Genomic DNA, 26,840 nt, shown 5'->3' with positions numbered 1-26,840 from the left:
GTCGCCGGTGTCATAGCGCGCCGGACGACATGCTTGACACCGGTGACATGCACGGTCTACGTTTCAGGAAGATCTTCTCGGGGCCACACCCCCGAATGAGTTCGACAGGCCCGCTTCACAGACGCAGCGATCGACGTTGTCGTCGGCACCCAGAGGACACCATGACCCGCCACGACGAGACCTCCCGCATCATCGATGCGGATCTGGAGACACTCGTCGAGCGCGCGCGGATGATCGCCGCGACCGGCGGCCGGAAGGTCGTGGGCATCACCGGCACCCCGGGGGCCGGCAAGTCGACCGTGTGCGCCGCCCTGCAGGACGCCCTCGGCGATGCGGCGGTGCTCGTCGGCATGGACGGCTTCCACCTCGCGAACGCCGAGCTCATCCGACTCGGCCGGCGTGAGCGCAAGGGGGCCCCCGACACGTTCGACGTCCCCGGATACGTGTCGCTGCTGAAGCGCCTGCGCGCAGCAGACGAGCCCGTCGTCTACGCACCTGTCTTCGACCGCGCCCTCGAGGAGTCCATCGGCTCCGCGATCGCCGTGCCCTCCCGCGTCCCCCTCGTCATCACGGAGGGCAACTACCTCCTCCACGACGAGAACGGGTGGGATGCCGTGGCTCCCCTCCTCGACGAGTCCTGGTTCCTCGACGTCGAGGTCGACGAGCGGCGGCGGCGCCTGGTAGCGCGACGCGAGTCGTACGGCCACCCCACCGACGCCGCGGCCGCCTGGGTCGACGACGTCGACGAGCCCAACGCCCGCCTCGTCGAACCCGCGCGCGACCGTGCCGACCTCGTCGTGCGCGTCACGATCTCCACACCTTCCCGGCAGCACATCACACAAGGAGTCCGCTCATGAGCACCCCACCCGTCCCCGTCCTGCAAGCGCGGGGTCTGTCTCGTCAGTTCGGGCATGTGCGGGCGTTGAACGAGGTCGACTTCGAGGTGTACCCGGGCGAGGTCACCGCGCTCATCGGCGACAACGGCGCCGGCAAATCCACCCTCGTCAAAGCCCTCTCCGGCAACCTCGCCGTCGACTCCGGCACGATCCTGTTCGACGGACAGGAAGTGGACATGTCCACCCCCTCGGCCGTGTCCGCCCTCGGCATCGAGACCGTCTACCAGGACCTCGCCCTCGCCCCCCACCTCGACCCCGTCCAGAACATGTACCTCGGCCGCGAACTGCGCCGCTCCGGGCTCGGAGGCGCGCTCGGGTTCATGAAGACCAAAGAGATGGCCGCCGCCTCCCGCGCCGCGTTCGACGACCTCGGCGCCACCGTCCGCTCCCTCACCTCCCCCGTCGGAGAGATGTCCGGCGGGCAACGCCAGGCCATCGCCATCGCCCGCGCCGTGCACTGGGCCTCCCGGGTGGTGTTCCTGGACGAACCCACCGCCGCCCTCGGCGTCCGCCAGACCAAGAACGTCCTGGACACCATCCGCCGCGTCAGCGACAAAGGCATCGCCGTCGTGTTCATCTCCCACTCCATGCCCCACGTCATCGACGTCTCCGACCGCATCCAAGTCCTCCGCCTCGGCACCCGCGTCGCCAACATCAACGCCAAAGACACCTCGATGGAAGAACTCGTCGGACTCATGACCGGAGCCGTCACCAAGGAGACCCAGCCGTGAGCACCTCGACCTCCCGCCCCTCCAGCACCACGCCCGCGACCGAGACGGTCGCCATCGGCACCTTCGACGAGCCGAAGACCGGCGTCGTCCGCGGACTGCTGCGCGCCCAGGCCTTCCAGATCTTCCTGGTGCTGCTGGCCATCATCATCGCCTTCAGCGCCATCGCGCCCGACACGTTCGCGCAGTGGTCGAACTTCCGCCTCATCATCCAGAACGCGTCGATCCTGGCCGTGCTCGCCGTGGGCATGACCTACGTCATCACGACGGCCGGCATCGACCTGTCGATCGGGTCGGTGCTCGTCTTCTCCGGCGTCGTCGCCGCCATCACGATGCGCGCCCTCGGCGGCGAGGGCTGGGGCGTCGCCGCGATCGGCATCCTGGTGTCGATCCTGTCCGGCCTGTTCTGGGGCCTGTTCAACGGCTTCCTCATCGCCAAGGGCAAGATCCCGCCGCTCATCGTCACGCTGGGAACGCTCGGCATCACGCTGGGTCTCGCGCAGATCATCACCGGCGGCATCGACGTGCGCGAGGTTCCCGCGGTGCTCACCGACTCGATCGGCTACGGCAACATCTTCGGCACGATCCCGATGATCTCCGTCATCGCGCTGCTGGTCATCGTCTTCGGCGCCGTCATGCTGCGCTTCACCCGCTTCGGCCTGTACACGCTGGCGGTCGGCTCCAGCGAGATCGCCGCCCGCCGCGTCGGCGTGAAGGTGGACAGCCAGCTGATCCGCGTCTACATGCTTTCGGGCGGACTGGCCGGCCTCGCCGGCATCCTGTCCCTCTCGCAGTTCTCGACCACGGCGATCGCCGGCCAGTCGCAGACGAACCTCAACGTCATCGCCGGTGTCGTCATCGGCGGCACGTCGCTGTTCGGCGGCGTCGGCACCATCCTGGGCACGGTCGTCGGCCTCTTCATCCCGGCCGTGCTGCAGAACGGGTTCGTCATCACGGGTGTCCAGCCCTTCTGGCAGCAGGTCGCCGTCGGCGCCGTTCTCATCACCGCCGTCTACGTCGACCAGGTCCGCCGCTCCAGCGCGATGCGGGGCAACCCGCAGGGTCTCTGGCGCAAGTTCGTCAGCGGCGGTCGCCGCGGCTGACGCGACACCCCTCCCCCACCAAGCCCTACCAACAAGAGAAGTGGAATCACGATGAAGTGGAACAAGAAGGTCCTGGCCGTTGCGGTGCTGGGCGCGTCGGCGTCCCTCGCGCTCGCGGGGTGCGCGGGCGGGTCATCCGGTGGCGGTTCGTCCGCCGGTGCCGGCGGTGACGGCGGATACAAGATCGCGTTCGTGCAGGGCGTCGCGGGGGATGAGTTCTACATCTCCATGCAGTGCGGCATCGAAGCGGCCGCGAAAGACGCCGGCGCCACCGTCACCACCCAGGGTCCGGAGAAGTTCGACCCGACCCTGCAGAAGCCGATCGTCGACGCGATCGTCGCGTCCAAGCCCGACGCGCTGCTGATCGCCCCCACCGACGTGTCCGCGATGGAAGCACCCATCAAAGCCGCCGCCGACGCCGGCATCAAGGTCGTCCTGGTCGACACCACCCTGGAAGACCCCTCCATGGCCGTCTCCCAGATCTCCTCCGACAACAAGGGCGGCGGCGCAGCCGCGTTCGACGCGATCAAGGAAGCCCACCCCGAAGGCGGCAAGGTCCTCGTCGTGTCCGTCGACCCCGGCATCTCCACCACCGACGCCCGCGCCGAAGGCTTCGAAGACGCCGTCAAGGGCGACAGCAAGTTCCAGTCCCTCGGAGTGCAGTACTCCCACAACGAACCCGCCACCGCCGCGGAGATCGTCACCGCCGCCCTCCAGAAAGACCCCGACATCGTCGGCATCTTCGCCGCGAACCTGTTCGCCGCCGAAGGCTCCGCGACCGGCGTCAAGCAGGCCGGCAAAGACGGCTCCGTGACCATCGTCGGCTTCGACGCCGGCCCCGCCCAGGTCCAGGCCCTCAAGGACGGCACCGTCCAGGCCCTCGTCGCCCAGGAACCCGGCACCATCGGCAGCGACGGCGTCGCCCAAGCCCTCGCCGCCCTCGACGGCGGCACCCCCGAAGCCACCATCCAGACCGGCTTCACCATCATCACCAAAGACAACGTCGACGGCGACGCCAAAGACGCCGTCTACCAGTCCAGCTGCGGATAACACCCACGCACGCACCAGCCGCCCGCGGGCGCCTCTCTCGCCGGAGGCGCCCGCGGGTTCCACATCTTCCAGGAGCACCCATGACCGCGCTGACCGCCGCCGCCCTCGACACCCTCGACGCCGCCGTGGAGGTGCCCGGCTACGACCGCTCGGCGGTCCGCACCCGCATCGTGCACTTCGGCGTCGGCGGCTTCCACCGCGCGCACGAGGCGATGTTCCTTGACCGGGTGCTGTCGGCGGGCTCCACTGACTGGGGCATCTGCGGCGTCGGCGTCATGCCGGCCGACCTGGCGATGCGCGACGTGCTCGCCGCACAGGACGGCCTCTACACACTGGTCACCACCGCCCCCGACGGCACGACGCGCGCCCGCGTCATCGGCTCCATCACCGAGTACCTCTACGCCCCGGACGATCCGGAGGCCGTGCTCGCGAAGCTCGCCGACTCCGAGACGCGCATCGTCTCGCTCACCATCACCGAGGGAGGCTACGGCGTCGACGACGCGACGGGGGCCTTCACCCCGCAGGATGCCGCCACCCTCGCCGACCTCGCCGGCTCCCCCGTGCCCGCCAGCGTGCTGGGCTTCCTCGTCGAGGCACTGCGCCGTCGCCGTGCAGCCGGCACCGCTCCCTTCACCGTCCTGTCGTGCGACAACATCCAGGGCAACGGCCATGTCGCCCGCACCGCCGTCCTCGGCTTCGCCGAGCGGATCGATCCGAAACTCGGCGCCTGGATCTCCGCCGAGGTCGCCTTCCCCAACTCGATGGTCGACCGCATCACCCCCGTGACGACCGACGAGACCCGCGCCGAGGTCAGCGAGCGCTTCGGCATCGAGGACCGCTGGCCGGTGCACTCCGAGTCGTTCGAGCAGTGGGTGCTCGAGGATGCGTTCACCCTCGGACGCCCTCCTCTCGACGAGGTCGGCGTGCAGCTGGTGGACGACGTCGAGCCGTACGAGCTGATGAAGCTGAGGCTCCTGAACGCCTCGCACCAGGCGATGAGCTACCTCGGCATCCTCTCCGGTGCCACCTTCGTGCACGAGGTCTGCACGGATCCCCTCTTCACGGGCTTCCTCCTCGGATACATACACGAGGAGGCGATCCCGACACTCCGACCCGTTCCCGGCATCGATCTCGACGCCTACTGCGCGCAGCTGATCTCGCGCTTCAGCAGCGAGGCCATCCGCGACACCCTCGCGCGCCAGGTCGTCGACGGCTCCGACCGTCTGCCCAAGTTCCTCCTGCCGGTCGTGCGCGAGCAGCTCGCCACCGGCGGCGACATCCGTCGGTCGGCGCTCGTGCTGGCCGCCTGGAGCGTCTTCCTGGAGGGGCGCACGGAGAAGGGGGATGCCACGCCCGTCGCCGACCGCCGGCTCGACGACCTGCGGGTCGCCGTGGCGGGCGAGGCGCAGCATCCGGGAGCACTCCTGGACTACGCACCGGTGTTCGGCGACCTCGGCGCCGACGAGCGGCTCCGCGCCGCGTACGTCGACGCCCGCGCCGCCCTCAGGGCCGACGGCGCGCGCGCGACGATCGCCGCGCTGCAGAGCAGCTGAGCGCTACGGACGGTCAGAGGTCGAGGAAGACCGCCGGGTCGAACTCCTCGATGGGGATGATGCGCAGGCGCGGCAGCGGCGCGTCGAACACGCGCGCGTCGTACTCGAGGTCGAACCGCTCGAGGCCCGGCAGCGTGTTGTAGCCCGCGTTGCGGAACTCCGAGAAGGCGGCCACCCCGACCCGCCGCGACGGATCGATCAGCGCGGCCACCTCGGGCAGGAAGTCGCCGTCGTGGCTGACCAGGATGACGTCCGAGTCGCGGTCGGCGAGGGCCCGGAGCGTGCGCTGGATGGCGATGTCGACGACCTTGTCGTCCTGACTGCCCGAGAGCGGCACGACGACGTAGTCCATCGCCTTGAGCGCCTGCACGAACGGCAGCGGGATGCCGGCGGAGGCGTTCAGGAAGAACATGCCGCGCGCGGCCTGATGCCAGGTGCGCTCGGCGAAGGTCACGAGGCGGTCCCAGCGGGGCCGCTCGTCGGGTTGCGGTCGCCGGTTGAGGATCGAGGAGCCGAGGGTCGCGTCGATGTTCTCGCCGTCGACCAGCAGCCAGGTCATGCGGTCATCCGAATCCGGCACGGCCGTCCCCCTCCGGTAGGTCACAGCCGAATCCTATGCGCGATCCCGAGGCGGCCGGGGCGGCCGGAGCGCCTGCACCATGCAGCGCAGCGCATCGCGCGCGGCGGCCTGCTGGTCGTCGTCGAGTCCGGCCAGCATCCGGATCTCCACCGCCCGCACGGCGGCGGTCGCCTTCTCGAGGCTCGCTCTCCCCCGGACGGTCAGCCGGGCGGGGAGCGCCTTGCCGACGGCCGCCTCCTCGGGTCGCGTGACGATGCCGTCGCGCTCGAGCGCCTGCAGGAGGACGTTCATCGACTGCCGGGTCACGAACGCGCCGCGGGCGAGCTCCGAGTTCGTCAGTCCCGGTCGCTGCGCGAGCAGCTCGAGGCAGGAGTAGTGCGTGATGCTCATGCCCAGCGGGCGGAGGGCCTCCTCCATGGCCGCGCGCAGGGCGCTCGAGGCCTCCTTCAGGAGGTAGCCGAGCGACGTGTCCAATCGGATGCCGTCCGCATCTTGCGTCATGTCAGTATTCTGACATAGACTCGGGCGTGTCAGAAGACTGACACACAATCCCAGTAGGAGGCATCATGCCCGTCACCGGACCCGACTTCATCTCCCTGCAGGCGCGCGACCTCGCGGCCTCGCAGGCGTTCTACGAGCAGTACCTCGGGCTCGTCCGCTCGCAGAGCGGACCGTCGCACGCGGTCGTGTTCGAGACCTCCCCCATCGCCTTCGCCCTGCGCGACATCGTGCCCGGCACGGATATGGATGCTGCGCCCGAGCCCGGCATCGGGGCCGCGATCTGGCTGCACGCCACCGACGTGCAGGCGATCCACGACGCCCTCGTCGCGGACGGGCACACCATCGTCTCCGCACCGATCGACGGACCGTTCGGCCGCACGTTCACCCTCGCCGACCCCGACGGCTACCGGATCACGCTCCACGACCGCGCCTGACCCGAGGGGCCTCGTCCACCGCGCCACCGCTCCCGTCCGTCCGTAGGCTGGATGCCATGCCCATCCCGCCTCCGGACCCCCGGGCCTGCCCCACCTGCGGCGACGAGCTGCGGTTCGAGATCCTCGACGACGAGCGCTTCCTCGTGGCGTGGTCGTGCGTGAACTGCGGACTCATCCGCACGACCGAGCCCGTCTAGAACTCACTTCGGCCCGCGCAACCCCGGTGCGCGGGCCGCGCCGCGGTGATTCACTGACGTCATCGCGGCACGCGGCCGCGCATCGGAGGAGGAGCACCGTGAGCGAGCACGACCAGGATCCCAACCACCCCAGCCAGGCCGAGGGCGAAGACCCCGACCGCCCGGCGGACGGCCAGGTCGAGGCGGAGGTCGGCCACCCGTCGCAGGCCGAGGGCGAGGATCCCGACGCGCCCGAGGCGTCGAAGGGTCAGGACCCGGAGGAGGCCGACTGACGCGGCCCTCGGACGGGTTACTCGGACTCGCCTGTCGAGGGGGCGGTCAGGCGCAGACGCGCACGTGCCGCCCCTCGAAGCCGATCACGTCGCCGAGCTGCAGCTGACGGCCGCGGCGGCGGTCGATCTCGCCGTTCACCGAGACGTAGCCGTCGATGATCGCCTCCTTGACGTCGCCGCCCGAATCGAGCAGACCCGCGAACTTCAGGAACTGGCCGAGACGGATCGCGTCGCCCCCGATCGAGACGTCGTCGATGCGCTCCGGAGTCGTCATGGGGTCGATGCTACGTGCTGCTCGCGACCGGGCGCGGGCACCAGACTCGACTCGCGCTCGACGAGCGTGACGTCGAGCACCGTCGAGGACTGCAGGTCTTCCGAGTCGCCGTCGGCGAGACGCGCGAAGATGCGCTCCGCGGCGAGCGTGCCCAAGCGTGCAGGATCCTGGTCGATCACACTGACCGACGGGATGAGGGTGTCGGCCATGGGGAAGTCGCCGAAGCCGATAAGGGCCATCGGCTGCTCTCGCAGCACGTGCACGAGCGCCATCGACGATCGTGCGTTGGCGGAGAAGATGGCCGTCGGCGGGTCGGGAAGGGCCCGCAGGCGCGCGATCGCGGCGGCCGCGGCATCCCGATCCGCCACCTCCAGGGCGGCGAGCTCAGGATCGAACGGGATGCCGGACTCGCTCTGCGCGCGCCGCCAGCCCTCGAACCGCTTGGTCTCTGTGGAGAGCCGCACGACGTCGCCGACGTAGGCGATGCGGCGGTGTCCGTGCTCGATGAGGCGGCTGGTCGCGAGGTGCGCGCCATGCTCGTCGTCCTCGGTGAACGTGTCGGTGACGAGGTCGACGGGCCCGCGATCGACGAAGACGATCGGCGTGTGCTCGCGCCAGCGCTCGAGCCAGGAGTGGTCGTCGCCCACGGGCGCGACGACCAACCCGGTGAGCTTGCGGCCGAGCATCGACTCCAGCGACGGGCGCTCGTCGTCGGGGTCGTCGCCGAGACTCGTGACCATGGTCGAGATGCCGTGGGCGCGGGCCGCGTCCTCGATCGCGCGGGCGATCGCGGCGAAGAACGGGTCGACGATGTCGGGCACCGCGACGCCGATGACCGATGCGCGGCCGGAGCGGAACGTCGTGGCCATCACGTTGGGCACGTAGTTCAGCTCCCGCATGGCCTTCTCGACCTCGGCGCGGGTGTGCGGCAGCACGTGCGGGTCGTCGTTGAAGACGCGCGACACCGTCTTGGTGCTGACCCCGGCGCGGGCGGCGACATCACGCATGGTCGTCATGGTGGGCTCCTTCCGCGCACGTGCGGTCACTCCGCAGAACCCTATCCCCCGGGAGCCGTGCGCGACTCCCAGGGGTTCAGGCGTCAGGAGCGGCGGTCGACGGCGGCCGCGAGCTCGTGCAGGCGGGGCAGGGCCCGGCCGGTGAGGCGCTCCTCGCGGAGGCCCGCGTCGAACGACAGGCTGTCCTTCCACAGCGATCGGCCGGCCATCGCGCCGGCGGCGCCGTGCGCGACGGCGGTGGCGACCTGCTCGATGAAGGTCTCGTGGTCCACGCCCGCCGACAGCACGGCCCACGGCACGCCCTGGGCGGCTGCGGTCACCGCATCGCTCGCCTCGGCCGAGCCGGGGTACTGGAGCTTGAGGATCTTCGCGCCGCACGCGACGGCCAGCGCGGCGCCGTCGGCGACAAGGTCGGGGAACGCCGCGGCGTACTCCTCGTCGCTCTCGCCCTCCAGCTGGTAGGTCAGCAGCTCGACGATGAGCAGCACGCCCTCCGCCTCGCAGGCGGCGACAAGGTCGCGGATCTCCTGGGCCACGCGGGAGTCGGCGTCCTGCTTGTCGGGGCGCGTGTAGTACAGCATCTTGGCGACGCTGCCGCCGAGGTCGCGCACGGTGCGGGGGGTCACGCCCGGCACGAAGCGGGTGTACTTCAGGCTGTCGACGGTCTCGAAGCCGGAGGCGTCGAGGCCCACGACGAGGGCGGTGTCGCGGTCGAGCACGCCGTCGTCGACGATGGCGGGAAGGGCGACCTCGGGGTCGAGCAGGATGGCCGGCGCGTGGTTGGCGAGGTGGCGGACGAGGTCGGCCTTCACCTCGGCGAGCTGCTCGCGGGTGATCGCGTCGGAGCCCTCCGGCGCGTCCTTGATGGCGGCCTTCATGCCGTTGCGCTGGTCGGCGGCGACGATGAGCATGTTGCCTGCGGGGGTCGAGATCGACCGCAGGGCGCGGCGCTCGAGCGTGTTCAGTTCGTTCATGGTCTTCTCTCTCGGTGGGGTCTGCGTGGACGTCTGCGTGGGCGTGCGTTCGGGTGGGTGCCGTCAGGCGGCGGGCGCGGGCTCGCGGTGTCGCACGAGCTGCGCGGCGATGAGCGCGGCGCCGTAGGCCGTCTCCTGCTCGCGGGTGGAGGCGGTGAGGTCGGGCAGCACCGCCGCCCGGGCGCGGACGACCGAGGCCATGCCCGCCCAGCCGCCGGTGAGCGTGGCGTGCGTCGCGGGCGCGACTTCGCGGTCCATGGCGCGGATGAGCGCGGCGATCTCGTCGTTGCTGTGGCGCAGCACGGCGGCGAAGACCTCCGCGGGGGTCACGCCGTCGGCGTGCATCGTGACGCGCAGCACGCCGTCGTCGTTGCGCGCTCCGGTCACCTCCACGGCGCCGGAGGGCAGGGCGCCCTCCAGCGGGAGCGCGAGCACCGCGGCATCCATCTCGTCGCGGCCGGCGCGGTCGGAGACGCCGGCTGCGAGCAGGGCCCGCCGCAGCAGGAGTCCGGTCTTCACCCCGGCGACGAGCACGTGCTTGCCCGGGACGATGTGGCGCACCTCGTTGATGAGCGCGGCGGCGAGCCGGCCCCGGGCCTCGAACCCGAGGGGCTGGTCGAGCACCCGCAGCAGCACCTCGGCCGTGCCGAGCGACACGTGGTAGCCGTCGGCGTCGAGCGTGCCCGCGGCCTCGGCGGCCACGAGGTGATCGTGTCCGGCGACGGTGAGCTCGGCGCCCGCCAGGCGCGGACCGTGCGCGGCCGAGATCCGGCCCCACGAGAGGCCGCCGCCGCGCAGCTCGGGGAGGATGTCGGCGGTGACGCCGAGCGCGTCGAGCATCGGGGGCCAGGCGAGGCCGGAGTCCTGATCGAGCAGGCCGGTGCGCGAGGTCAGCGAGTACTCGTCGGCGATGTCGCCGCCGAGCGCCGCCGCGACGTACTCGGGGAGGTTCAGCCAGCGCAGTCCGGCGAGGTCCAGACCTGCGTCGCGGAGGTGGGCGAGCTTCGCGACGGTCACCTGCGCGCCCAGGGGCAGTCCGGTGCGACCAGCGAACTCGTCGTGGATCTGCGCGGGGAACGCCGCCACCTGCTCGAGGCCTCGGGGGTCGAACCAGGCGAAGCCCGGCGCGACGGCGGCGCCCGCGGCATCCACCAGCATCCCGGTCTCCCCCATGCCGGCGATCCCGACCGCCTCGATGGGCGCGTCGGTGAGGTCGGCGAGGGCCGTGTCGATCTCCGCGAAGAGCTGGGACAGGGCGTCGAGCAGAGTCGCGGCGTCGAGCTCGGTGGTACCGCCGGGTCCGACGCGCCACGGCGTCGCGACCTGCGCGCCGACGACCTCGCGACCCGTCTCGTCGATGACGAGCATCTTCACCCCGGTGCTGCCGAGGTCGATGCCCGCGGACAGCGCGCCCGTGGGGGCGGGGTGGGGATCGTGTGCGCCGTCGGACACGGGGTTCCTTCCTGAACCGGATGTCGAATGCCGGAAAATCAAGCATGACACCGGTGACTTGGTACGTCTACTGTGGACCTATGCACCCTCCCTGTCAAATGGACCGGCCGATCGTGATCGCCGTCGCGGGCGTCGCGGGCTCGGGGAAGACGACTCTCGGACGCGCGCTGGCCAGAGAGCTGAGGATGCCGCTCCTCGACCTCGACGCGGTGACCACGCCGCTCCTCGAGTCCCTGCCGACGGACGCGCTCGGAGGGCACTGGCTGGCGTCGGAGCACGGCCCGGCGATCCGCGACGGGCGGTACGCGGCGCTGCGGGCGGTGGTCGCCGACGTCGTCGACGCGGTCGGCGGCGCGGTGCTCGTCGCGCCGTTCACGGCGGAGCTCCACGGGGGCGGGGCGTGGCACGAACTCGTGCGCGCCGTGGCCCCCGCCGACCTGCGCGTGGTGCACCTCGACGGCGACCCGCAGCTGCTCGGCGCCCGGCGCACGGCCCGCGGCGAGGAGCGCGACCGTCACCGCCCCGACCTCGCGCCCGAGCCGCCCGCGGTGCCCGTCATCTCCGTCGACGCCGAGCTCACCACCGCCCAGCAGCTGTCGCGCCTCCTGCCGCTCCTCGGGGTGCGCCTGCCCGTGGACGTGGACGCCGCCCTCTTCGCTCGCACGTTCGACGCGGTGCTGTTCGACCTCGACGGCACGCTCATCGACTCGACAGCCTCGGTCACCCGCTCGTGGCGGCGATTCGCCGAGCACTACGGCGTCTCCATGCAGGCGCTCCACGAGAACCACGGGCAGCCGGCGCGCGTGCTCATCACCGCGCTCCTCCCCGAGCACCTGCGCGTCGAAGGCCTCGCGCGGATCACCGACCTCGAGGTCGCCGACGCCGTCGGCCTGCAGCCGGTGCGCGGTGCGCGCGCGTTCTACGACAGCGTGCCCCCGGACCGGCGGGCGATCGTCACGTCGGGATCGGTCCCGATCGCGACCGCGCGACTGGATGCCGCGGGCTTCCCGCACCCGGACGTGTTCGTCACGGTCGACGACGTCACCCGCGGCAAGCCCGACCCCGAGCCGTTCCTCACCGCGGCCGCGCGGCTCGGCGTGGATCCGGCTCGCTGCCTGGTCGTGGAGGACGCCGTCGCCGGCGTCGCCGCCGCGCGCGCCGCCGGCTGCGCGGTGCTCGGCATCGCCGGCACGACCGACGCGGACGCCCTCGACGCCGACCTCGTCGTCGACGGGCTCGACCGCGTGGAGCTTGTGCGCGAGGACGGGATGCTGCGGCTGCGGGTGCCGGCGCGGATGCCCGCCTGACGCGCGGTCAGCGCAGCGCCGGCTCCGACAGCGGGGTTCCGGGGTCGGGGTCGCGCGTGACCACGGCCGACGGCATCCCCTCGAGACCGGGGAGGATCGTCGACGCCTGAGCGACGGCGTGCGCGCCGAAGGCGGCCGCGGAGGCGGCCGCGTCCGCGACGGCGTCGCCATCGTCGAGGTCGCGGTCGCCCAGACCGACGAGGAAGCCCGCCAGCGAGGCATCCCCCGCTCCCGCGGTGTTCGCGGTGCGCGGGGGCCGGGCGTGCGCATGCACCCCGGCGGACGCCGTGACGACGAGCACGCCGTCGCCGCCGAGGCTCGCGTAGACGGCCTCGATCCCGCCGGCGACGACCTCCCGCGCAGCGGCGGCCACGTCGCCGAGCGTCCGAAGCGACCGGCCGGTCAGCTCCGCAAGCTCGTCGGCGTTGGGCTTGATGAGCCGCACGCCGTCGGGCCGTGCCGCCACCCGCGCGAGCGCGGCGCCGCTGGTGTCGACGGCCACGCGTGCGCCGCGCGTGCGGGCTCCCGCGAGGAGGTCGGCGAGGTCCGCCGTGCCGCCACCGATCAGGGTGGGCAGCGTCCCGGAGATGACGAGCCAGTCGGCGTGGAGCGCGTCGACGGCGTCCAGCGTCTCGGCGACGAGCGCGCGCCACGTCGCCTCCTCCAGGGGCGGTGTGGGCGCGTTCACCTTCGTCGTCGCGCCGGCATCGTCGATCACCGAGGTGTTGACGCGGGTCGCCCCCGGCACGGTCACCGGTCGCAGCAGCCCGGCGTGCGGCCCGCGGCCCGCGAAGTCGAGGTCGTCCGCGCCGACCGTGACCACCGCCGACGTCGCGACGCCGGCCAGCGACAGGGCCGCCGACACGTTGACGCCCTTGCCGCTCATCTCCCGCTCGTACGACGACGCCCGCACGAAGTCGCCGGTGCGCAGCGAGCCCACGCGGTAGGTCGCATCGATCGCGCCCGCCGCGGTGAGCGTCACGATTCCGCGCGTCACGGTTCCGCGCGTCACGATCCCGCGCGTCACGGTCCCGCGCGTCATGCCGCGTCGCCCATGCCGGGCCGGCCGTGCACGATCAGCGTCAGCAGACGCGCGACCTCGGCGGCCACCGCGTCGCGCGCCGGCCGCACGTAGAGGCGCGGATCGACGACATCGGGACGGGCGAGCAGCTCGGCGCGGACCACCCCGGTGAACACCACGTTCAGGTGGGTGCCGATGTTGATCTTGCGCATGCCCGCGGCGATCGCGCGGTCGATCCCGGCGTCAGAGACGCCGCTCGACCCGTGCAGCACGAGCGGCACGCCGGCCCGGTCCGCCAGCCGCGCGATGAGGTCCTCGTCGAGGGCGGCGGTGCGCTCGAGCATCGCGTGCTCGCTGCCGACCGCGACCGCGAGGGCGTCGACACCCGTCGCCGTGACGAAGGCCGCGGCATCATCGACGTCCGTCCGGACGCCCGGCGCATGGGCGCCCTTGCCGCCGACCTCACCCAGCTCGGCCTCGATCCAGACCCCGGCGGCGTGCGCGCGCCCGGCGACCGCCGCCGTGCGGGCGACGTTCTCGCCGTCGCTCAGGTGCGCGCCGTCGAACATGACCGAGGGCAGCCCGAGCGCGATGGCCTCGTCGACGAGGGTCTCGTCGGTGGCGTGATCGAGGTGCACCACCACGGGCGCGTCGGATGCCGCGGCCAGATGCAGCGCCGCCGATGCGGCCGGCGCCATCCCGCCGTGGAAGGCCACGGCGTTCTGCGACAGCTGGAGGATCACCCCGGTGCCCGCCCGCTCCGCACCGGTGACGATCGCCTCGGCGACCTCCAGCTGGATGAAGTTGAAGGCCCCGACGGCGCGCGACCCGGCGAGCAGGTCGGGCATGGAGACGAGCGGCATCAGATGTCCTGTCCGGTGGGCAGCAGCACGAGGTCGCGGACGACGACGTGCGGCGGGCGGGTGAGCATGAAGACGATGGCGTCGGCGACGTCGGAGGAGCGGATGCCGGTGCGCTCCTCGATGCGCGCGGCCTCCTCGGGCGAGCCGTGCGCGAACCCCCACAGCGGATTCAGCACGACGCCCGGGGCGATCGCGCCGATCCGCACGCCGGAACCGGCCGTCTGACGCCGGACGGTGTGGACGAAGGACTGCACTGCGTGCTTGGACGCCGAGTACACCGGCTCCCACTCGATGTCCTGGCGGCCCGACACCGAGCTCGTGACGAGGATGTCGCCGCTCCCGCGCTCGAGGAGGTGCGGCAGCGCGGCGCGCACCAGCGTCATGACCCCCGTGACGTTCGTCGCCACGAGCGCGGCGATGTCCGCGGACGAGGTCCCGGCGAGATCTCCCCCGATGTAGATGCCGGCGTTGGGCAGCACGATGTCGAGGCGGCCGTGGGCGGCGAGGGCACGCTCGACGATGCGCTCCCCCGCCGCCGGGTCGGACACGTCTGCCACGACCGGGGTGACGGCGTCGGGATGCGCCGCCCGGAGCCTCTCGAGGGCGTCCTCCGACCGGGCGACGGCGACGACGCGGCATCCCTCCGCCACGAGCGCCTCGGTCGTCGCGAGGCCGATGCCGGAGCTCGACCCCGTCACCAGCGCGATCCTGTCGGTCAGCTGCGTCATGCGGACGCCTCCTTGCTCAGCAGGGCCCGCCGGAACTGCTCGTCCGGTCGGGTGTCGATGCGGTCCACCTCGGCGGGCGGCATGAACTGCACGCCGCCAGCGGCCTCGGCGCCGAGGATCACCCGCGCGCACTTCTGCGCCATACGGGTCATGCCGAGCACCTCCGCGGGCGAGGCGCCCAGGGCGAACATGCCGTGGTTGCGCAGGTAGATCACCCGCGGCGGCTCGCCGTGGCGGGCGATGTGCTCGCGCAGCAGGTCGCGCACGACGCGGGCGAGGGCGACGCCGGGGTCCACGTACGGCACCAGCAACGGCCGCGCTCCGAGCACGACGACCTGGTCGGGGAAGAGCCCGCCGTCCACGAGCAGCTCCGCGCGGACCGAGCAGAGCAGGGCGTTGACCGCGGTGGGGTGCGCGTGCGCGATCGCCGCGGCATCCGTCTCCGCGTAGATCACCGCGTGCAGCAGCGCCTCGACCGACGGCCGGCGCCCCTCAGCCGCCGCGACCGCCGAGAAGAAGGCGTCGACCTCGGGGTCGCCCGCGCCCGGATCGTCGACGAGGCGCGTGGCGGCCGACAGCGCCACACGCACGAAGTCGCCCGCCACGGCATCGGCCAGCACCGCACCGCTGGCCTTGACGGTCATGCTGTCGCCGTCGCGGACGGACGTGTTGCCCTCGCCGAGCAGCGCGGCGTCCAGCGCGGGGTCGCCGAGGCGTCGGCTGAGGTCCACGAGCGCGTCGAGACTGGTCACGGGGCGACTCCTTCTAAGCGGACGGATGCCGCGGCCCCGGGTTCCGGCACGAGCGCGCGACGGGCGGCGGCCAGGTCGACGGCACGGCCCGAGGCGACCGCGAGCTGCAGGAGCACCCCGATGACCGACGCTTCGACCGGTCCGCGAAGCACCGGCAGGCCGGTCCGCTCCGCGGTCAGCTCGCCGAGGAGGGCGATACGCGAGCCGCCGCCGACGATGCGCACCTCGGCCACGCGTCGACCCGTGAGGTGCTCCAGGTGCGCGACGGTGCGCGCGTACGAGGCGGCGAGGCTCTCGAAGATGGTACGGACGACGTCGCCGCGACTCCGCGGGCGCTCACCGGAAGACGCGACGGCGGCCGCGACGATGCGATCGGGCAGACCGCCGGGCGCCTGCAGCGACGGGTCGGCGGGGTCGAAGACTCCGCGGTACGGGGAGACCGCGGCATCCCGCAGCAGCTGGTCGAGCGTCGTCGGCGGGGCGCCGAGCTGCTCGTCGGAAGCACCCCACTCGCGGATGACCTCCTGGAGCAGCCACATCCCGCTGAGGTTGGCCGCGAGGAGGATGTCGCCGTCGGCTCCGACCTCCTGGGTGAGCCCCGCCCGGCGGGCGGCGTCGGTCAGCAGGGGCGCGGGGAGAGCGGCCCCGACCACCGACCAGCTGCCGCACGAGACGACGGCGACGAGGTCGGCCCGGTCGTCGGCGGCGCCGGTCACGGCCGAGAACGCGGCGGCGGTGTCGTGCGCGGTGACGTGCCACACCGGGAGCGGGTCGCGTGCGCCGATGCGGGCCGCGACCTCGGGGCGCGTCACCCCGGCGGACGCGCCGGCGGGCACGATGCGCGGGAAGCGGGCCGGCAGATCCGCGGTGCGCGCGGATGACCAGTCACCGGTGCGACGGTCGACGAGGGCGGTCGTCGAGGCGAGGGAGGCCTCGGCGGCGACCGCGCCGGTGAGCAGGTGGACCACCGCGTCGGCGACGAGCAGCACGACGTCGTCGGGGGCGCCGCGACCGTCGGCGGCATCGCGCCGGAGCTGGTGGACGGTGTTGATCGGCTGATCGAGCACGCCCGTCGCCGCGTAGGCGCCGGCGGCGTCCGGCTCCGACGGCGGCGGGCTCGCGGCGCCGGTCATATCGCGGTGATGCCGCACGAACGGGCGCAGGTCGCCGTCCGCGGTCAGGCGGGCGTAGTCCACGCCCCAGGAGGTCACGCCGATCCCCTCGACCGCGACGCCCCGCCGGTCCGCCTCCGTCATGCCTGCGGCGAGCCCGTCCTGCACGGCCGCCCAGATCGCGGCGAGGTCCCAGCCCCGCCCGTCGGCACCGTTCGTCACCGGCGTCGGCACGCGCAGCATCTCCGCGACGTCGAGGGCGGGCTGCAGCATCCCGAGCATGACGCGGACGCCGGAGGAGCCCAGGTCCACGGCGAGAAAGGCGGCGCGGTCGGCGCCCAGGAGATCGGTCACGTCAGATCGCGGTGTAGCCGCCGTCGATCACGAGGCTCTGTCCGGTGATGTACGAGGACGACGACGACGCCAGGAGCAGCACGAGTCCGTCGAGGTCGGCCGGCTCGCCCATGCGGCCGGCGGGGATGCGCGCGGTCCAGTCGGCGGCGAGCTCGGGGTTCGCCTCGGTGAACTGCCGGGTCATGTCGGAGAGGAAGTAGCCGGGGGCGATCGCGTTCACGCGGATGTCCGGCGCCCACTCCACCGCGAGCGACTTCGCGAGCTGGTCGACGGCCGCCTTCGAGGAGTTGTACGACGCCTGGTGCTGCGGCACATTGACGATGCGGCCCGACATCGAAGAGACGAGCACGGCGGATCCTGTGCGTCCCTCCGCTCGCAGCGCGCGGGCGAAGCTCTGCGCCGCGTAGAACGTGCCGCTCAGGTTGATGTCGATGACACGCGACCATGCGACCGGCTCCACCTCGGCGGAATCGCCCCACACGGTGATGCCCGCGGCGGTCAGGAGGATGTCGGCGGTGCCGAGCGTCTCGCGGGCGGCGGCGAATGCCGCGTCGACGGATGCCGCGTCGGTCACGTCGACGGTCGCCCACGTCGTGGCGGCGCCGGTCTCATCGGCGAGGCGGGCGGCGGATGCCGCGACCTCCGGCAGCAGGTCGAGGAGGGCGATCGAGACGCCCTGCCGGGCCAGTGCCGAGGCCAGGGAGTAGCCGAGTCCGCGGGCGCCGCCGGTGATGACGGCGGTGCGCCCGGCCAGGTCGGGGAAGTTCATGGGGTGTCCTTCACAGCAGGCCGGTGGCCGGAACCACGCGGTTCCGGCCACCGGGGATGCGGTGGGTGTTATCCGCAGCTGGACTGGTAGACGGCGTCTTTGGCGTCGCCGTCGACGTTGTCTTTGGTGATGATGGTGAAGCCGGTCTGGATGGTGGCTTCGGGGGTGCCGCCGTCGAGGGCGGCGAGGGCTTGGGCGACGCCGTCGCTGCCGATGGTGCCGGGTTCCTGGGCGACGAGGGCCTGGACGGTGCCGTCCTTGAGGGCTTGGACCTGGGCGGGGCCGGCGTCGAAGCCGACGATGGTCACGGAGCCGTCTTTGCCGGCCTGCTTGACGCCGGTCGCGGAGCCTTCGGCGGCGAACAGGTTCGCGGCGAAGATGCCGACGATGTCGGGGTCTTTCTGGAGGGCGGCGGTGACGATCTCCGCGGCGGTGGCGGGTTCGTTGTGGGAGTACTGCACTCCGAGGGACTGGAACTTGCTGTCGCCCTTGACGGCGTCTTCGAAGCCTTCGGCGCGGGCGTCGGTGGTGGAGATGCCGGGGTCGACGGACACGACGAGGACCTTGCCGCCTTCGGGGTGGGCTTCCTTGATCGCGTCGAACGCGGCTGCTCCGCCGCCCTTGTTGTCGGAGGAGATCTGGGAGACGGCCATGGAGGGGTCTTCCAGGGTGGTGTCGACCAGGACGACCTTGATGCCGGCGTCGGCGGCGGCTTTGATGGGTGCTTCCATCGCGGACACGTCGGTGGGGGCGATCAGCAGCGCGTCGGGCTTGGATGCGACGATCGCGTCGACGATCGGCTTCTGCAGGGTCGGGTCGAATTTCTCCGGGCCCTGGGTGGTGACGGTGGCGCCGGCGTCTTTCGCGGCCGCTTCGATGCCGCACTGCATGGAGATGTAGAACTCATCCCCCGCGACGCCCTGCACGAACGCGATCTTGTATCCGCCGTCACCGCCGGCACCGGCGGACGACCCGCCACCGGATGACCCGCCCGCGCACCCCGCGAGCGCGAGGGACGCCGACGCGCCCAGCACCGCAACGGCCAGGACCTTCTTGTTCCACTTCATCGTGATTCCACTTCTCTCTTGGATCGAACAGGTGTGTTGCTGTGGGCCGGCAGCGGGTGGACTACCCGCGGCGGCCCCCGCTGACGAACTTGCGCCAGAGGCCTTGGGAGTTGCCGCGCATGGCCGCCGACCGGCGGACCTGGTCGACGTAGACGGCGGTGATGAGCACGGCGCCGACGGCGACCTGCTGCCAGAAGGGCTGCACGCCCGTGATGACGAAGCCGTTCTGCAGCACCGCGGGGATGAACAGGCCCACCACGGTGCCGAAGATCGTGCCGACGCCGCCGAAGAGCGAGGTGCCGCCGATGACCACCGCCGCGATGACGTTCAGGTTGGTCTGCGACTGGCCCGCGATGGCGGTCGTGGAGAACTGCGAGAGCGACAGGATGCCGGCGAGGCCGGCCAGTCCGCCCGACAGCGTGTAGACGGCGATGAGGTGCCGGTCGACCTTGACGCCCACGCGCCGCGCCGCGATCTCGCTGGAGCCCACTGCGAAGGTGTGGAGACCGAACCGCGTGAAGTGCAGCACGATGCCGCCGATGATCACCACGACCAGCGCGATGACGGAGATCATCGGGATCGTGCCGAAGATGTTGCCGTAGCCGATCGAGTCGGTGAGCACGGACGGCACCTGGCGGATGTCGACGCCGCCCGTGATGATCTGGGCGAAGCCGAGACCCATGCCCAGCGAGCCGAGCGTGACGATGAGCGGCGGGATCTTCCCCTTGGCGATCAGGAAGCCGTTGAAGAGCCCCCACACGATGCCGGAGGCGATCGAGACCAGGATGCCGATGGTCGCGACACCCCAGCCCTCGCCGCCCAGCGCGCGCATGGTCAGCGCGGACACGACGCCCGAGAAGACCAGCACGGAGCCGATCGACAGATCGATGCCCGAGGTGATGATGATGTAGGTCATCCCGACGCCGAGGACCGCGAGGATCGAGGCGTTCTGGATGATCAGCCGGAAGTTCGACCACTGCGCGAACGTGTCCGGTGCCAGCGCGCTGAAGATGATGATGATCACCAGCAGCACGAGCAGGATCTGGAACGCCTGCGCCCGGAGCAGGCCGCGGAGGAATCCCGTCCTGGGCTCCTCGAGCGTGCCGATGGCGACGGTCTCGGTGGCGGGTTTGGTGGTGCTCATCGTCCGTCCTCCTTCGGCGTCTCGGTCTCCACGACGTCGCCCGCGGGGCTGAGGTCGGCCGGCGGCGTCGCGTCGGCGTTGCGGGTGACGGCTCCGGTCATGAGTCCGACGAGTTCTTCCATCGAGGTGTCTTTGGCGTTGATGTTGGCGACGCGGGTGCCGAGGCGGAGGACTTGGATGCGGTCGGAGACGTCGATGACGTGGGGCATGGAGTGGGAGATGAACACGACGGCGATGCCTTTGTCGCTGACGCGGCGGATGGTGTCCAGGACGTTCTTGGTCTGGCGGACGCCGAGGGCGGCGGTGGGTTCGTCCAGGAACACCACCCGGGAGGCCCAGTGCACGGCGCGGGCGATGGCGATGGCCTGGCGTTGCCCGCCGGACATCTCTCCGACGGGGGAGGTGAGGGAGCGGACGGTGGCGCCGAGGTCGTCGAACGCGGCGCGGGAGGCGGCGGCCATCTCTTTGGTCTTCATGAACCCGAGCGCGCCGCCCAGCCCGGAGCGGCGCAGTTCGCGGCCGAGGTACATGTTCTGGACGGGGTCGAGGTGGGGGGCGAGGGCGAGGTCCTGGTAGACGGTCTCGATGCCGAGGGCGGACACGGCCGAGGGGGTGGACATGTCCACTTCCTGTCCGTCGAACAGGATCGTGCCGGAGTCGACGGCGAGGTTGCCGGAGAGGGCTTTGACGAGGGTGGATTTGCCGGCGCCGTTGTCGCCGATGAGCGCGGTGACCTCGCCCGGGTACACCTCGAAGTCGACCTCGTTCAACGCCCGCACATGCCCGAACTGACGAGACAGACCCCGCGCCTGCAGCACTGGAACAGCCATTTCAGCCTCTTCTCTCAGGAGATGCGGCGGCACCCGAGTGGCCCGCCAGGAAGGTCGACGCGACCGCGTCGAAGTCGTGGGATGCGTCCGGCCGGACGCTGTAGGCGGCGAACAGCGCCGCTCCGTACGCGGTGCCTTCGTCGTGGGTCGACACCGTCACCGCGGGCAGCACCAGCTCCCGAGCGCGCACGACGGCGGCCATGCTCGACCAGCCGCCCGTGAGCAGGGTCGAGGTAGGGGGGGCGACCTCCCGGTCCATGACCCCCATCAGCTCGGCGCACACGTCGTTGCCGTGCAGCAGGGCCGCGGTGAACAGCTCCGCGGGTGAGAGACCGTCGCTGTCGGCGACGATCTTCAGCACGCCGTCGTCGTTGCGGGCGCCGTCCACCGACACCCCGCCGTGGGCGAGCGAGCCGCCGACGGGCATCTGCATGACCTGGGCGTCGAGGGCGGCGCGGCCGCTCTCGTCGCCGATGCCGAGCAGCTGCAGCACGCGGCGCATGAGCAATCCCGATTTGGTGCCCGCGAGGAGCACGTGCTTGCCGGGCAGCACGTGGCGCACCGTGTTGATGCCGGCGAGCGCAAGCCGCTCCCGCGCGGCGAACGGCAGCGTCTCGTCGAGCACCCGCACGAGCGCCTCGGCGGTGCCCATCGAGTCGTAGATCTGGCCGCTGTCGGTGGCGCCCGCCGCGACGGCCGAGACGAGGTGGTCATGCCCCGCGACCGTGAGCGCCGCACCGCGGAAGCCCGCCGGCATCCGCGGATCGGTCAGCGGTCCGAGGGCGGTCCCGGCCCCGACCCGCTCGCCCAGGATGCCGCCGCCGACGCCGAGCACCTCGAGGGCGGCGTCCCACGGCGAGCTGTCGTCCTGGTCGATGAGGCCGGTGCGCGAGACGAGCGAGAACTCGGCGACCCGGGGCCCGCCGAGCCCGCGCACGATCGACTCCGGCACGTTGAGGAAGGTGCGGCCCTCGAGCGGGATGCCCTGACCGCGCAGGTGCAGGAGCTTCGAGATGGAGGCGAGCGGACCGACGGGAAGGCCGGTGCGGCCGGGGAACTCCTCACGGAACGCGGCCGGCGTCGCAAGGATCTCCTCGGCGCCGCGCGGGTCGAACCAGGCCATGATCGGCGCGGCCGGCCGGTCGGCGGCGTCCAGCAGCGCACCGGCCTCGGCCATGCCCGAGATGCCCAGCGCGAGGATGCGGTAGGCGGGTCCGTCGGCGGCGAGTCGGCCGTCCGCCTCCGCGGCCAGCTCCCGCACCACATCGAGCGCCCGGTCGAGCGACATCTCGGCGCGACCGCCTTCGAGGTTGGTCCACGGCGAGCGCCGGCTGACCACCAGCACCTCCTCGCCCGCCAGGGTGGCCACGAGCATCTTGATGCTCGTGGACCCCATGTCCAGACCCGCGACGTACTCGTTCACCGGATGCCGCTCCCGCCCGGGGCGCCCGGGGCGACGAGGGTCGCGGGCCAGCCCGCGCCGGGCTCGCCCAGCAGCACGGTCGCGTCGCCCTCGACGTGCCAGTCGCCGAAGGCGTGCGGGACGGCCAGCACCTGACCGCGTGCGACGTCGATGCGCTCGCGCGCGCCGACCAGGGCGCCCTCGCCGTCGGTGACCAGCACCACGCCGAAGCCCGCGGGGCGCTGCTCGGTCGCACCGCCGGAGGCCGCGGCATCCGTCAGCCGGAAGTACGGATCGGCGGATGCCGACAGCAGGGCGCGGAAGGACCGCCCCGGGGGGCGCGTCCCGGCGCCGCTGATGAGGGCGGAGAGCTCCGCCTCGGTGAGGTGATCGGTCGAGACGGCGGGCATGACGGCGTCGAAGCCGAGGTCGAGGTGCGACTCCTCGCGGGTGGAGGTCGTCACCGACCACTCCAGCAGGATCGAGAAATCGGTGGGCTCCTGCACCTCGGCGACGAAGATGCCGCCATCGATGGCGTGCGCGGTGCCGGCGGGCACGAGCACGCCCATGCCCTCGCGCACCACGACCCGGTTCATGTGGGCGAGCATCCACTCGCTGTCCTGATCGTCGCGGCGGCGGTCGAGCTCGTCGCGGTCGATCCGTTGGTTCCAGCCGACGTACACGGCGCAGTCCTGCTCGGTGTCGAGCACGAACCACGCCTCGGTCTTGCCATACGGGCAGTCGAGGTGGCGGGCCGCGAAGCCGCGATCGGGGTGCACGTGCACGGGGAGGCGCTGGCGCGCATCCAGCAGCTTCACGAGGATGCCGACGTCCGCGGCATCCCGCCCCTGCCCCTCGCCGATCCACGCGACCGGCTCGGCGGCGACGAGATCGCGCAGGAGCGCGCCGTCGCCGGTGACCGCCAGACCCGTGACGGGATCGCCGAAGCGCGACACGGTCGCCGCCAGCCACTCCTCCGGCTGGTGGTCGGTCTCGGGCACGATGCCGCGCAGGGCGGCGATGCGGTCGCCGCCGCGGTAGAAGTGCTGCACGGGATTCGGCGGCAGGACGACGGGGATCATGAGGGTGCTCCGGTCAGGGCGCACACCGGGGCGTGCGGGTCCGCGATGGTCTGCGTCATCGATAGCCACCTCGACATCGTTGTCATCGCCGTGAATCCGGACCTTCTGCCCGGTGCCGATCATCCTGCGCGCTACGGGACAACGTTGTCAAGCACCGTTATCGAAACGCGACCGATACATCCGCGTTCAGTGCGCGGCACCCTCCACCGCGATGTCCACACCCAGCGCCAGCTCCTCCCCCGGCGCCAGGGGACGCAGCAGTCCCCGCTCCCGCGCATCGGCGCGGCCGAGGATCGTCGGAGTCGTGGTGGGCTCGATCCCGAGCACGTAGTGCCCCTGCTCGGCCACGCGCCACTGGAAGAGACCCGGCAGCGCGGCGGTGTCGAAGCGCACCCGCACCGTCAGTCCGGACGGCGCGGCGACCGCCACCTCCACCGGCTGCCGCGGCGGAAGGACGTGCGAGAAGACCTGCTCCGGGTAGTCCTCGGCGGGTGCCGGGAAGACGTCCCAGCTGCCGGCACCGCGCGCGGCCTCCGCGTCGCGGGGCACGACGGCGGTCGCCGGACTCGTCACCCGCGTGCCCTCGTCCACCAGCGGCCAGCCGAGATTGAGGTGGTACAGCACCATGGGCTCGACCGTCCGGCTGCAGCGGTTCACCAGCGCGTCGCGCACCCGCAGCACCGGCTCGCCGACGGCCATGCTGATGCGGCGACGCAGTTCGATGTCGTCGCCGAAGACGGCGGTCTCGCGGGTCACCGCCTCCACCACGACCTCCCCGGCCGTCGCCTCCGCGCGCACCACCCGTGCCGGCAGCGAGACGTATCGGCCGTGCATCGGATGCCGCTCCCCGCCGTCGTCGCTCGCCGGCCCGACGTTGCGCAGACCGCAGGTCGCCAGCATCCCTCCCCCGAAGGCACGGAGCCAGCCGCGGCCGTCGGCGTCGTCGACGGATGCCGCGGGGAACCCGGTCGGCGAGATCCACGCCAGCGGCACGCCGTGCGCGCGCACCTGGCCGATGTCGAGTCCGCGGTCGGGCAGGAGCTCGACCGAGAGCGGGCCGTTGACCATCCGGATGCGGCGACTTCCGGCATCCGGTCCGTCCGTCCGCGTGAAGGACTCGACCGACAGGGCCTGCGCCGAGGATCCCATCCGCCGGAGGGCGTCCGGCACCGCCCTGCCGTACAGCTCCGCCGTCATGGCGTCACGGTAGCAGGCGGGCGGACAGCCGGGCGGGCCGGAGCGGAGCCGAGCGCGATCGCTCGTTGACAACGTTGTCTCAAAGTCTGCATACTGTCCCCGGATGCATCGGCGCATCCACGCCCCCACGATCAGGAAGCGCACATCGATGTCGACCTACCGCCTCAACCGGCTCTTCAACGCGCGGTCCGGCCGCGCCCTGGACGTCGCCGTCGACCACGGCGCCTTCCACGAGCACTCGTTCATCACCGGCATCGAGGACATGGCGGCCACCGTCTCGACCCTCGTCGCCGCGGGACCCGATGCCATCCAGCTCACGCTCGGACAGGCGCCGCTGCTGCAGTCCATCCCCGGCAAGCAGAAGCCGGGCCTGGTGATGCGCACCGACATCGCCAACGTCTACGGCGATCCGCTCGAGTCGCCGCTGCACAGCATCCACGTGCCCGACGCGATCGAGGTCGCCGTGCGCCTCGACGCCGTGGCGGTGTGCGTGAACCTGCTCGACCTGCCGGGCCACCCGGAGGTGCGGGAGCAGTGCATCCGCTCGATCCTGGCCCTGCGCACAGACGCCCAGCGCTGGGGCATGCCGCTCATGATCGAACCGCTCGTCATGCAGACCAAACCCGGCTCCGGCGGGTACGGCGTCGACGGCGACACCGCCAAGATCGTCACGCTCGTCCGCCAGGCGCGCGAGCTCGGAGCCGACCTCATCAAGGCCGACCCGACCGACGACATCTCCGACTACCACCGCGTGATCCAGGCCGCCGGCGACACCCCCGTGCTCGTCCGCGGCGGCGGCCGCGTCGACGACCGCACGCTGCTCGAGCGCACCACCGCCGTCCTCGCGCAGGGCGCGCGCGGCATCGTGTACGGGCGCAACGTCATCCAGCATCCGGATCCCGCCGGCATCACCGCGGCCCTCATGGCCGTCGTCCACGACGACGCCTCGGTCGATCAGGCACTCGCCCTCGTCGGCGGTGCCGCATGAGCGCCCGTCGCCTCAACATCGGCATCATCGGCGGAGGCCTCATGGGTCGCGAGATCGCCGCCGCGCTCCGTCGCTGGCCCGCCCTCATCGACCACCCCGCCGATCCGCGCCTCGTCGCCGTCTGCGACATCAACCCCGCAGCCATGGAGTGGTTCGACGGCATCGAGTCGGTCCGGATGAAGACCACCGACTACACCGAGCTGCTGGCCGACCCCGACATCGACGTCGTCTACATCGCGGTGCGGCACGACCTCCACGAGAAGCTCTACGTCGACACCGTCCGAGCGGGCAAGGCGCTGCTGGCCGAGAAGCCGTTCGGCATCGACCGCGCGGCGGCCGACGCCGTGATGGCCGCCATCGACGAGACGCCGGGCGCATTCGTCCGGGTCTCCAGCGAGATGCCGTTCTTCCCGGGGGCGCAGTGGGCGGTCGACTACATCCGCTCCGGCGCGCTGGGACGCATCGTCGAGGCATCCTGCTCGTTCCTGCACTCCAGCGACATCGATGTGGACAAGCCCCTCAACTGGAAGCGGCAGAAGCAGTTCTGCGGCGACGCCGGCGTCATGAACGACCTCGGGATGCACACGTGGCACGTGCCGCTGCGCCTGGGCTGGGCGCCGGAGCGCCTGCAGGGCGTGCTCCAGGACATCGTCACCGAGCGTCCCGGTCCCGACGGCGAGCCCGCCCCCTGCGACACCTGGGACAACGCGGTCATCCACAGCTGGGCGACGCACGACGGTGCGCCGTTCCCGCTCACCACCGAGACCAAGCGCATCGCTCCTGGACAGAAGAACACCTGGGAGTTCGAGGCCGTCGGCATGTCGGGCGGTGTGCGCTTCAGCACGAAGAACCCGAAGGCCGTCGAGGTGTTCGCGATCGTCGACGTGCCCGGCATCGGGCGCGAGCAGTCGTGGCAGAGCATCGACGCCGGCAGCCAGTCGGTGTGGCCCACGGTCACGGGCGCGAACTTCGAGTCGGGCTTCTCCGACGCGATCCTGCAGATGTGGGCCGCGTTCCTGGCGGAGCTCACCGGCGACCTCGGCGACCGCTTCGGCACGGTGCGCCCTGAGGAGGCCGCGCTCACCCACCGCATCTTCGACGCGGCCGCCGTCTCGCACGAGGAGGGGCGGCTGGTCGCTCCGGCGTCCTGACGCGATCCGGGACAATGGATGCCGCGGCTCGCCCTCCACGCGG

General features: G+C 71.9%; 29 protein-coding genes. 11 read left to right on the top strand and 18 right to left on the bottom strand.

The features are described from left to right. The first annotated feature begins 161 nt into the window (after window positions 1–161). The 5 genes from ABC304_RS05880 to ABC304_RS05860 all read left to right on the top strand — a co-directional run bounded on the left by ABC304_RS05880 (window position 162) and on the right by ABC304_RS05860 (window position 5,330). Window positions 162–857 (top strand): nucleoside/nucleotide kinase family protein, encoded by a 696-nt coding sequence (locus ABC304_RS05880; protein ID WP_412929513.1) that lies wholly within the window; start codon window positions 162–164, stop codon window positions 855–857. Continuing rightward, the gene (locus tag ABC304_RS05875; RefSeq protein ID WP_412929512.1) at window positions 854–1,627 is read left to right on the top strand and encodes an ATP-binding cassette domain-containing protein; all 774 of its coding nucleotides are present in this window, start codon (window positions 854–856) and stop codon (window positions 1,625–1,627) included. Before ABC304_RS05880 ends, ABC304_RS05875 begins: the two co-directional genes overlap by 4 nt. Then, entirely contained in the window at window positions 1,624–2,727 is a 1,104-nt protein-coding gene (locus ABC304_RS05870) for an ABC transporter permease (RefSeq protein ID WP_412929511.1), read from the top strand. Before ABC304_RS05875 ends, ABC304_RS05870 begins: the two co-directional genes overlap by 4 nt. Window positions 2,728–2,778: 51 nt before the next feature. Next, window positions 2,779–3,777: an ABC transporter substrate-binding protein gene (locus ABC304_RS05865; RefSeq protein WP_412929490.1), complete on the top strand. Its 999-nt coding sequence runs from the start codon at window positions 2,779–2,781 to the stop codon at window positions 3,775–3,777. An 80-nt stretch (window positions 3,778–3,857) separates the two neighbouring features. Beyond that, the gene (locus tag ABC304_RS05860; RefSeq protein WP_412929510.1) at window positions 3,858–5,330 is read left to right on the top strand and encodes a mannitol dehydrogenase family protein; all 1,473 of its coding nucleotides are present in this window, start codon (window positions 3,858–3,860) and stop codon (window positions 5,328–5,330) included. 13 nt (window positions 5,331–5,343) lie between these two features. Here ABC304_RS05860 and ABC304_RS05855 read toward each other — a convergent pair whose 3' ends face one another. Both ABC304_RS05855 and ABC304_RS05850 read right to left on the bottom strand, forming a co-directional pair. Further along, window positions 5,344–5,889: an NYN domain-containing protein gene (locus ABC304_RS05855; RefSeq protein WP_412929509.1), complete on the bottom strand. Its 546-nt coding sequence runs from the start codon at window positions 5,887–5,889 to the stop codon at window positions 5,344–5,346. 54 nt (window positions 5,890–5,943) lie between these two features. After that, entirely contained in the window at window positions 5,944–6,411 is a 468-nt protein-coding gene (locus ABC304_RS05850) for a MarR family winged helix-turn-helix transcriptional regulator (protein WP_412929508.1), read from the bottom strand. A gap of 65 nt (window positions 6,412–6,476) precedes the next feature. Between ABC304_RS05850 and ABC304_RS05845 the strand changes: the two genes are divergently transcribed. The 3 genes from ABC304_RS05845 (at window position 6,477) to ABC304_RS05835 (ending at window position 7,314) form a co-directional block, all read left to right on the top strand. After that, window positions 6,477–6,845: a VOC family protein gene (locus ABC304_RS05845; protein ID WP_412929507.1), complete on the top strand. Its 369-nt coding sequence runs from the start codon at window positions 6,477–6,479 to the stop codon at window positions 6,843–6,845. Window positions 6,846–6,901: 56 nt separating this feature from the next. Beyond that, on the top strand, window positions 6,902–7,042 hold the full coding sequence (locus ABC304_RS05840) for a hypothetical protein (RefSeq protein WP_412929506.1): 141 nt from the start codon (window positions 6,902–6,904) through the stop codon (window positions 7,040–7,042). A gap of 98 nt (window positions 7,043–7,140) precedes the next feature. Continuing rightward, entirely contained in the window at window positions 7,141–7,314 is a 174-nt protein-coding gene (locus ABC304_RS05835; RefSeq protein ID WP_412929505.1) for a hypothetical protein, read from the top strand. Window positions 7,315–7,360: 46 nt separating this feature from the next. Here ABC304_RS05835 and ABC304_RS05830 read toward each other — a convergent pair whose 3' ends face one another. The 4 genes from ABC304_RS05830 to ABC304_RS05815 all read right to left on the bottom strand — a co-directional run bounded on the left by ABC304_RS05830 (window position 7,361) and on the right by ABC304_RS05815 (window position 11,030). Then, window positions 7,361–7,588, bottom strand: coding sequence for an RNA-binding S4 domain-containing protein (locus tag ABC304_RS05830; protein ID WP_412929504.1), 228 nt, complete (start codon window positions 7,586–7,588; stop codon window positions 7,361–7,363). After that, window positions 7,585–8,604 carry a LacI family DNA-binding transcriptional regulator gene (locus ABC304_RS05825; RefSeq protein ID WP_412929503.1) on the bottom strand — a complete coding sequence of 340 codons (1,020 nt, stop codon included), beginning with the start codon at window positions 8,602–8,604 and terminating at the stop codon, window positions 7,585–7,587. The genes ABC304_RS05830 and ABC304_RS05825 overlap by 4 nt, the downstream gene beginning before the upstream one ends. Before the next feature lie 83 nt (window positions 8,605–8,687). Continuing rightward, window positions 8,688–9,578, bottom strand: a complete 891-nt coding sequence (locus ABC304_RS05820) for a hypothetical protein (RefSeq protein WP_412929502.1) — start codon at window positions 9,576–9,578, stop codon at window positions 8,688–8,690. 63 nt (window positions 9,579–9,641) lie between these two features. Continuing rightward, window positions 9,642–11,030, bottom strand: coding sequence for an FGGY family carbohydrate kinase (locus ABC304_RS05815; protein ID WP_412929501.1), 1,389 nt, complete (start codon window positions 11,028–11,030; stop codon window positions 9,642–9,644). Window positions 11,031–11,128: 98 nt separating this feature from the next. Between ABC304_RS05815 and ABC304_RS05810 the strand changes: the two genes are divergently transcribed. Beyond that, window positions 11,129–12,337: an HAD-IA family hydrolase gene (locus ABC304_RS05810; RefSeq protein ID WP_412929500.1), complete on the top strand. Its 1,209-nt coding sequence runs from the start codon at window positions 11,129–11,131 to the stop codon at window positions 12,335–12,337. Between the two features lie 7 nt (window positions 12,338–12,344). Here the strand turns inward: ABC304_RS05810 and ABC304_RS05805 are convergent, their stop codons facing one another. The 12 genes from ABC304_RS05805 to ABC304_RS05750 form a co-directional block, all read right to left on the bottom strand. Then, window positions 12,345–13,379, bottom strand: a complete 1,035-nt coding sequence (locus tag ABC304_RS05805; protein WP_412929499.1) for a 1-phosphofructokinase family hexose kinase — start codon at window positions 13,377–13,379, stop codon at window positions 12,345–12,347. After that, entirely contained in the window at window positions 13,376–14,221 is an 846-nt protein-coding gene (locus ABC304_RS05800) for a class II fructose-bisphosphate aldolase (RefSeq protein ID WP_412929498.1), read from the bottom strand. Before ABC304_RS05800 ends, ABC304_RS05805 begins: the two co-directional genes overlap by 4 nt. Beyond that, on the bottom strand, window positions 14,221–14,949 hold the full coding sequence (locus ABC304_RS05795; protein WP_412929497.1) for an SDR family oxidoreductase: 729 nt from the start codon (window positions 14,947–14,949) through the stop codon (window positions 14,221–14,223). The genes ABC304_RS05800 and ABC304_RS05795 overlap by 1 nt, the downstream gene beginning before the upstream one ends. Then, on the bottom strand, window positions 14,946–15,701 hold the full coding sequence (locus ABC304_RS05790; protein ID WP_412929495.1) for a class II aldolase/adducin family protein: 756 nt from the start codon (window positions 15,699–15,701) through the stop codon (window positions 14,946–14,948). Before ABC304_RS05790 ends, ABC304_RS05795 begins: the two co-directional genes overlap by 4 nt. After that, window positions 15,698–17,167 (bottom strand): rhamnulokinase, encoded by a 1,470-nt coding sequence (locus tag ABC304_RS05785; protein ID WP_412929493.1) that lies wholly within the window; start codon window positions 17,165–17,167, stop codon window positions 15,698–15,700. Before ABC304_RS05785 ends, ABC304_RS05790 begins: the two co-directional genes overlap by 4 nt. A gap of 1 nt (window position 17,168) precedes the next feature. Further along, on the bottom strand, window positions 17,169–17,936 hold the full coding sequence (locus ABC304_RS05780; RefSeq protein WP_412929491.1) for an SDR family oxidoreductase: 768 nt from the start codon (window positions 17,934–17,936) through the stop codon (window positions 17,169–17,171). 68 nt (window positions 17,937–18,004) lie between these two features. Further along, complete coding sequence (locus tag ABC304_RS05775; RefSeq protein ID WP_412929490.1) at window positions 18,005–19,003, bottom strand: ABC transporter substrate-binding protein; 999 nt, start codon at window positions 19,001–19,003, stop codon at window positions 18,005–18,007. Between the two features lie 61 nt (window positions 19,004–19,064). Then, complete coding sequence (locus tag ABC304_RS05770) at window positions 19,065–20,147, bottom strand: ABC transporter permease (RefSeq protein WP_412929489.1); 1,083 nt, start codon at window positions 20,145–20,147, stop codon at window positions 19,065–19,067. Then, the gene (locus ABC304_RS05765; RefSeq protein ID WP_412929488.1) at window positions 20,144–20,977 is read right to left on the bottom strand and encodes an ATP-binding cassette domain-containing protein; all 834 of its coding nucleotides are present in this window, start codon (window positions 20,975–20,977) and stop codon (window positions 20,144–20,146) included. The genes ABC304_RS05770 and ABC304_RS05765 overlap by 4 nt, the downstream gene beginning before the upstream one ends. A gap of 1 nt (window position 20,978) precedes the next feature. Beyond that, window positions 20,979–22,400 carry an FGGY family carbohydrate kinase gene (locus ABC304_RS05760; RefSeq protein WP_412929487.1) on the bottom strand — a complete coding sequence of 474 codons (1,422 nt, stop codon included), beginning with the start codon at window positions 22,398–22,400 and terminating at the stop codon, window positions 20,979–20,981. After that, window positions 22,397–23,530, bottom strand: coding sequence for a hypothetical protein (locus ABC304_RS05755; protein ID WP_412929486.1), 1,134 nt, complete (start codon window positions 23,528–23,530; stop codon window positions 22,397–22,399). Before ABC304_RS05755 ends, ABC304_RS05760 begins: the two co-directional genes overlap by 4 nt. 117 nt (window positions 23,531–23,647) lie before the next feature. Then, window positions 23,648–24,658: an aldose 1-epimerase family protein gene (locus tag ABC304_RS05750; protein ID WP_412929485.1), complete on the bottom strand. Its 1,011-nt coding sequence runs from the start codon at window positions 24,656–24,658 to the stop codon at window positions 23,648–23,650. Window positions 24,659–24,806: 148 nt separating this feature from the next. Between ABC304_RS05750 and ABC304_RS05745 the strand changes: the two genes are divergently transcribed. After that, the gene (locus tag ABC304_RS05745) at window positions 24,807–25,646 is read left to right on the top strand and encodes a class I fructose-bisphosphate aldolase (RefSeq protein WP_412929484.1); all 840 of its coding nucleotides are present in this window, start codon (window positions 24,807–24,809) and stop codon (window positions 25,644–25,646) included. Further along, on the top strand, window positions 25,643–26,797 hold the full coding sequence (locus ABC304_RS05740; RefSeq protein ID WP_412929483.1) for a Gfo/Idh/MocA family protein: 1,155 nt from the start codon (window positions 25,643–25,645) through the stop codon (window positions 26,795–26,797). The genes ABC304_RS05745 and ABC304_RS05740 overlap by 4 nt, the downstream gene beginning before the upstream one ends. Window positions 26,798–26,840 lie beyond the last annotated feature (43 nt).

The sequence above is a fragment of the Microbacterium jepli genome (assembly GCF_047237905.1).
Classification (GTDB): domain Bacteria; phylum Actinomycetota; class Actinomycetes; order Actinomycetales; family Microbacteriaceae; genus Microbacterium.
Note: the sequence above shows the minus strand (reverse complement) of the source record. Positions and strands in the feature narration are given on the sequence as shown.

Coding starts and splice junctions, on each gene's coding strand:
- ABC304_RS05880 (WP_412929513.1), top strand. CDS start 162: ATGACCCGCCACGACGAGACCTCCCGCATCATCGATGCGGATCTGGAG.
- ABC304_RS05875 (WP_412929512.1), top strand. CDS start 854: ATGAGCACCCCACCCGTCCCCGTCCTGCAAGCGCGGGGTCTGTCTCGT.
- ABC304_RS05865 (WP_412929490.1), top strand. CDS start 2,779: ATGAAGTGGAACAAGAAGGTCCTGGCCGTTGCGGTGCTGGGCGCGTCG.
- ABC304_RS05860 (WP_412929510.1), top strand. CDS start 3,858: ATGACCGCGCTGACCGCCGCCGCCCTCGACACCCTCGACGCCGCCGTG.
- ABC304_RS05855 (WP_412929509.1), bottom strand. CDS start 5,889: ATGACCTGGCTGCTGGTCGACGGCGAGAACATCGACGCGACCCTCGGC.
- ABC304_RS05850 (WP_412929508.1), bottom strand. CDS start 6,411: ATGACGCAAGATGCGGACGGCATCCGATTGGACACGTCGCTCGGCTAC.
- ABC304_RS05845 (WP_412929507.1), top strand. CDS start 6,477: ATGCCCGTCACCGGACCCGACTTCATCTCCCTGCAGGCGCGCGACCTC.
- ABC304_RS05840 (WP_412929506.1), top strand. CDS start 6,902: ATGCCCATCCCGCCTCCGGACCCCCGGGCCTGCCCCACCTGCGGCGAC.
- ABC304_RS05830 (WP_412929504.1), bottom strand. CDS start 7,588: ATGACGACTCCGGAGCGCATCGACGACGTCTCGATCGGGGGCGACGCG.
- ABC304_RS05825 (WP_412929503.1), bottom strand. CDS start 8,604: ATGACGACCATGCGTGATGTCGCCGCCCGCGCCGGGGTCAGCACCAAG.
- ABC304_RS05820 (WP_412929502.1), bottom strand. CDS start 9,578: ATGAACGAACTGAACACGCTCGAGCGCCGCGCCCTGCGGTCGATCTCG.
- ABC304_RS05810 (WP_412929500.1), top strand. CDS start 11,129: ATGGACCGGCCGATCGTGATCGCCGTCGCGGGCGTCGCGGGCTCGGGG.
- ABC304_RS05805 (WP_412929499.1), bottom strand. CDS start 13,379: ATGACGCGCGGGACCGTGACGCGCGGGATCGTGACGCGCGGAACCGTG.
- ABC304_RS05800 (WP_412929498.1), bottom strand. CDS start 14,221: ATGCCGCTCGTCTCCATGCCCGACCTGCTCGCCGGGTCGCGCGCCGTC.
- ABC304_RS05795 (WP_412929497.1), bottom strand. CDS start 14,949: ATGACGCAGCTGACCGACAGGATCGCGCTGGTGACGGGGTCGAGCTCC.
- ABC304_RS05780 (WP_412929491.1), bottom strand. CDS start 17,936: ATGAACTTCCCCGACCTGGCCGGGCGCACCGCCGTCATCACCGGCGGC.
- ABC304_RS05775 (WP_412929490.1), bottom strand. CDS start 19,003: ATGAAGTGGAACAAGAAGGTCCTGGCCGTTGCGGTGCTGGGCGCGTCG.
- ABC304_RS05770 (WP_412929489.1), bottom strand. CDS start 20,147: ATGAGCACCACCAAACCCGCCACCGAGACCGTCGCCATCGGCACGCTC.
- ABC304_RS05765 (WP_412929488.1), bottom strand. CDS start 20,977: ATGGCTGTTCCAGTGCTGCAGGCGCGGGGTCTGTCTCGTCAGTTCGGG.
- ABC304_RS05750 (WP_412929485.1), bottom strand. CDS start 24,658: ATGACGGCGGAGCTGTACGGCAGGGCGGTGCCGGACGCCCTCCGGCGG.
- ABC304_RS05745 (WP_412929484.1), top strand. CDS start 24,807: ATGTCGACCTACCGCCTCAACCGGCTCTTCAACGCGCGGTCCGGCCGC.
- ABC304_RS05740 (WP_412929483.1), top strand. CDS start 25,643: ATGAGCGCCCGTCGCCTCAACATCGGCATCATCGGCGGAGGCCTCATG.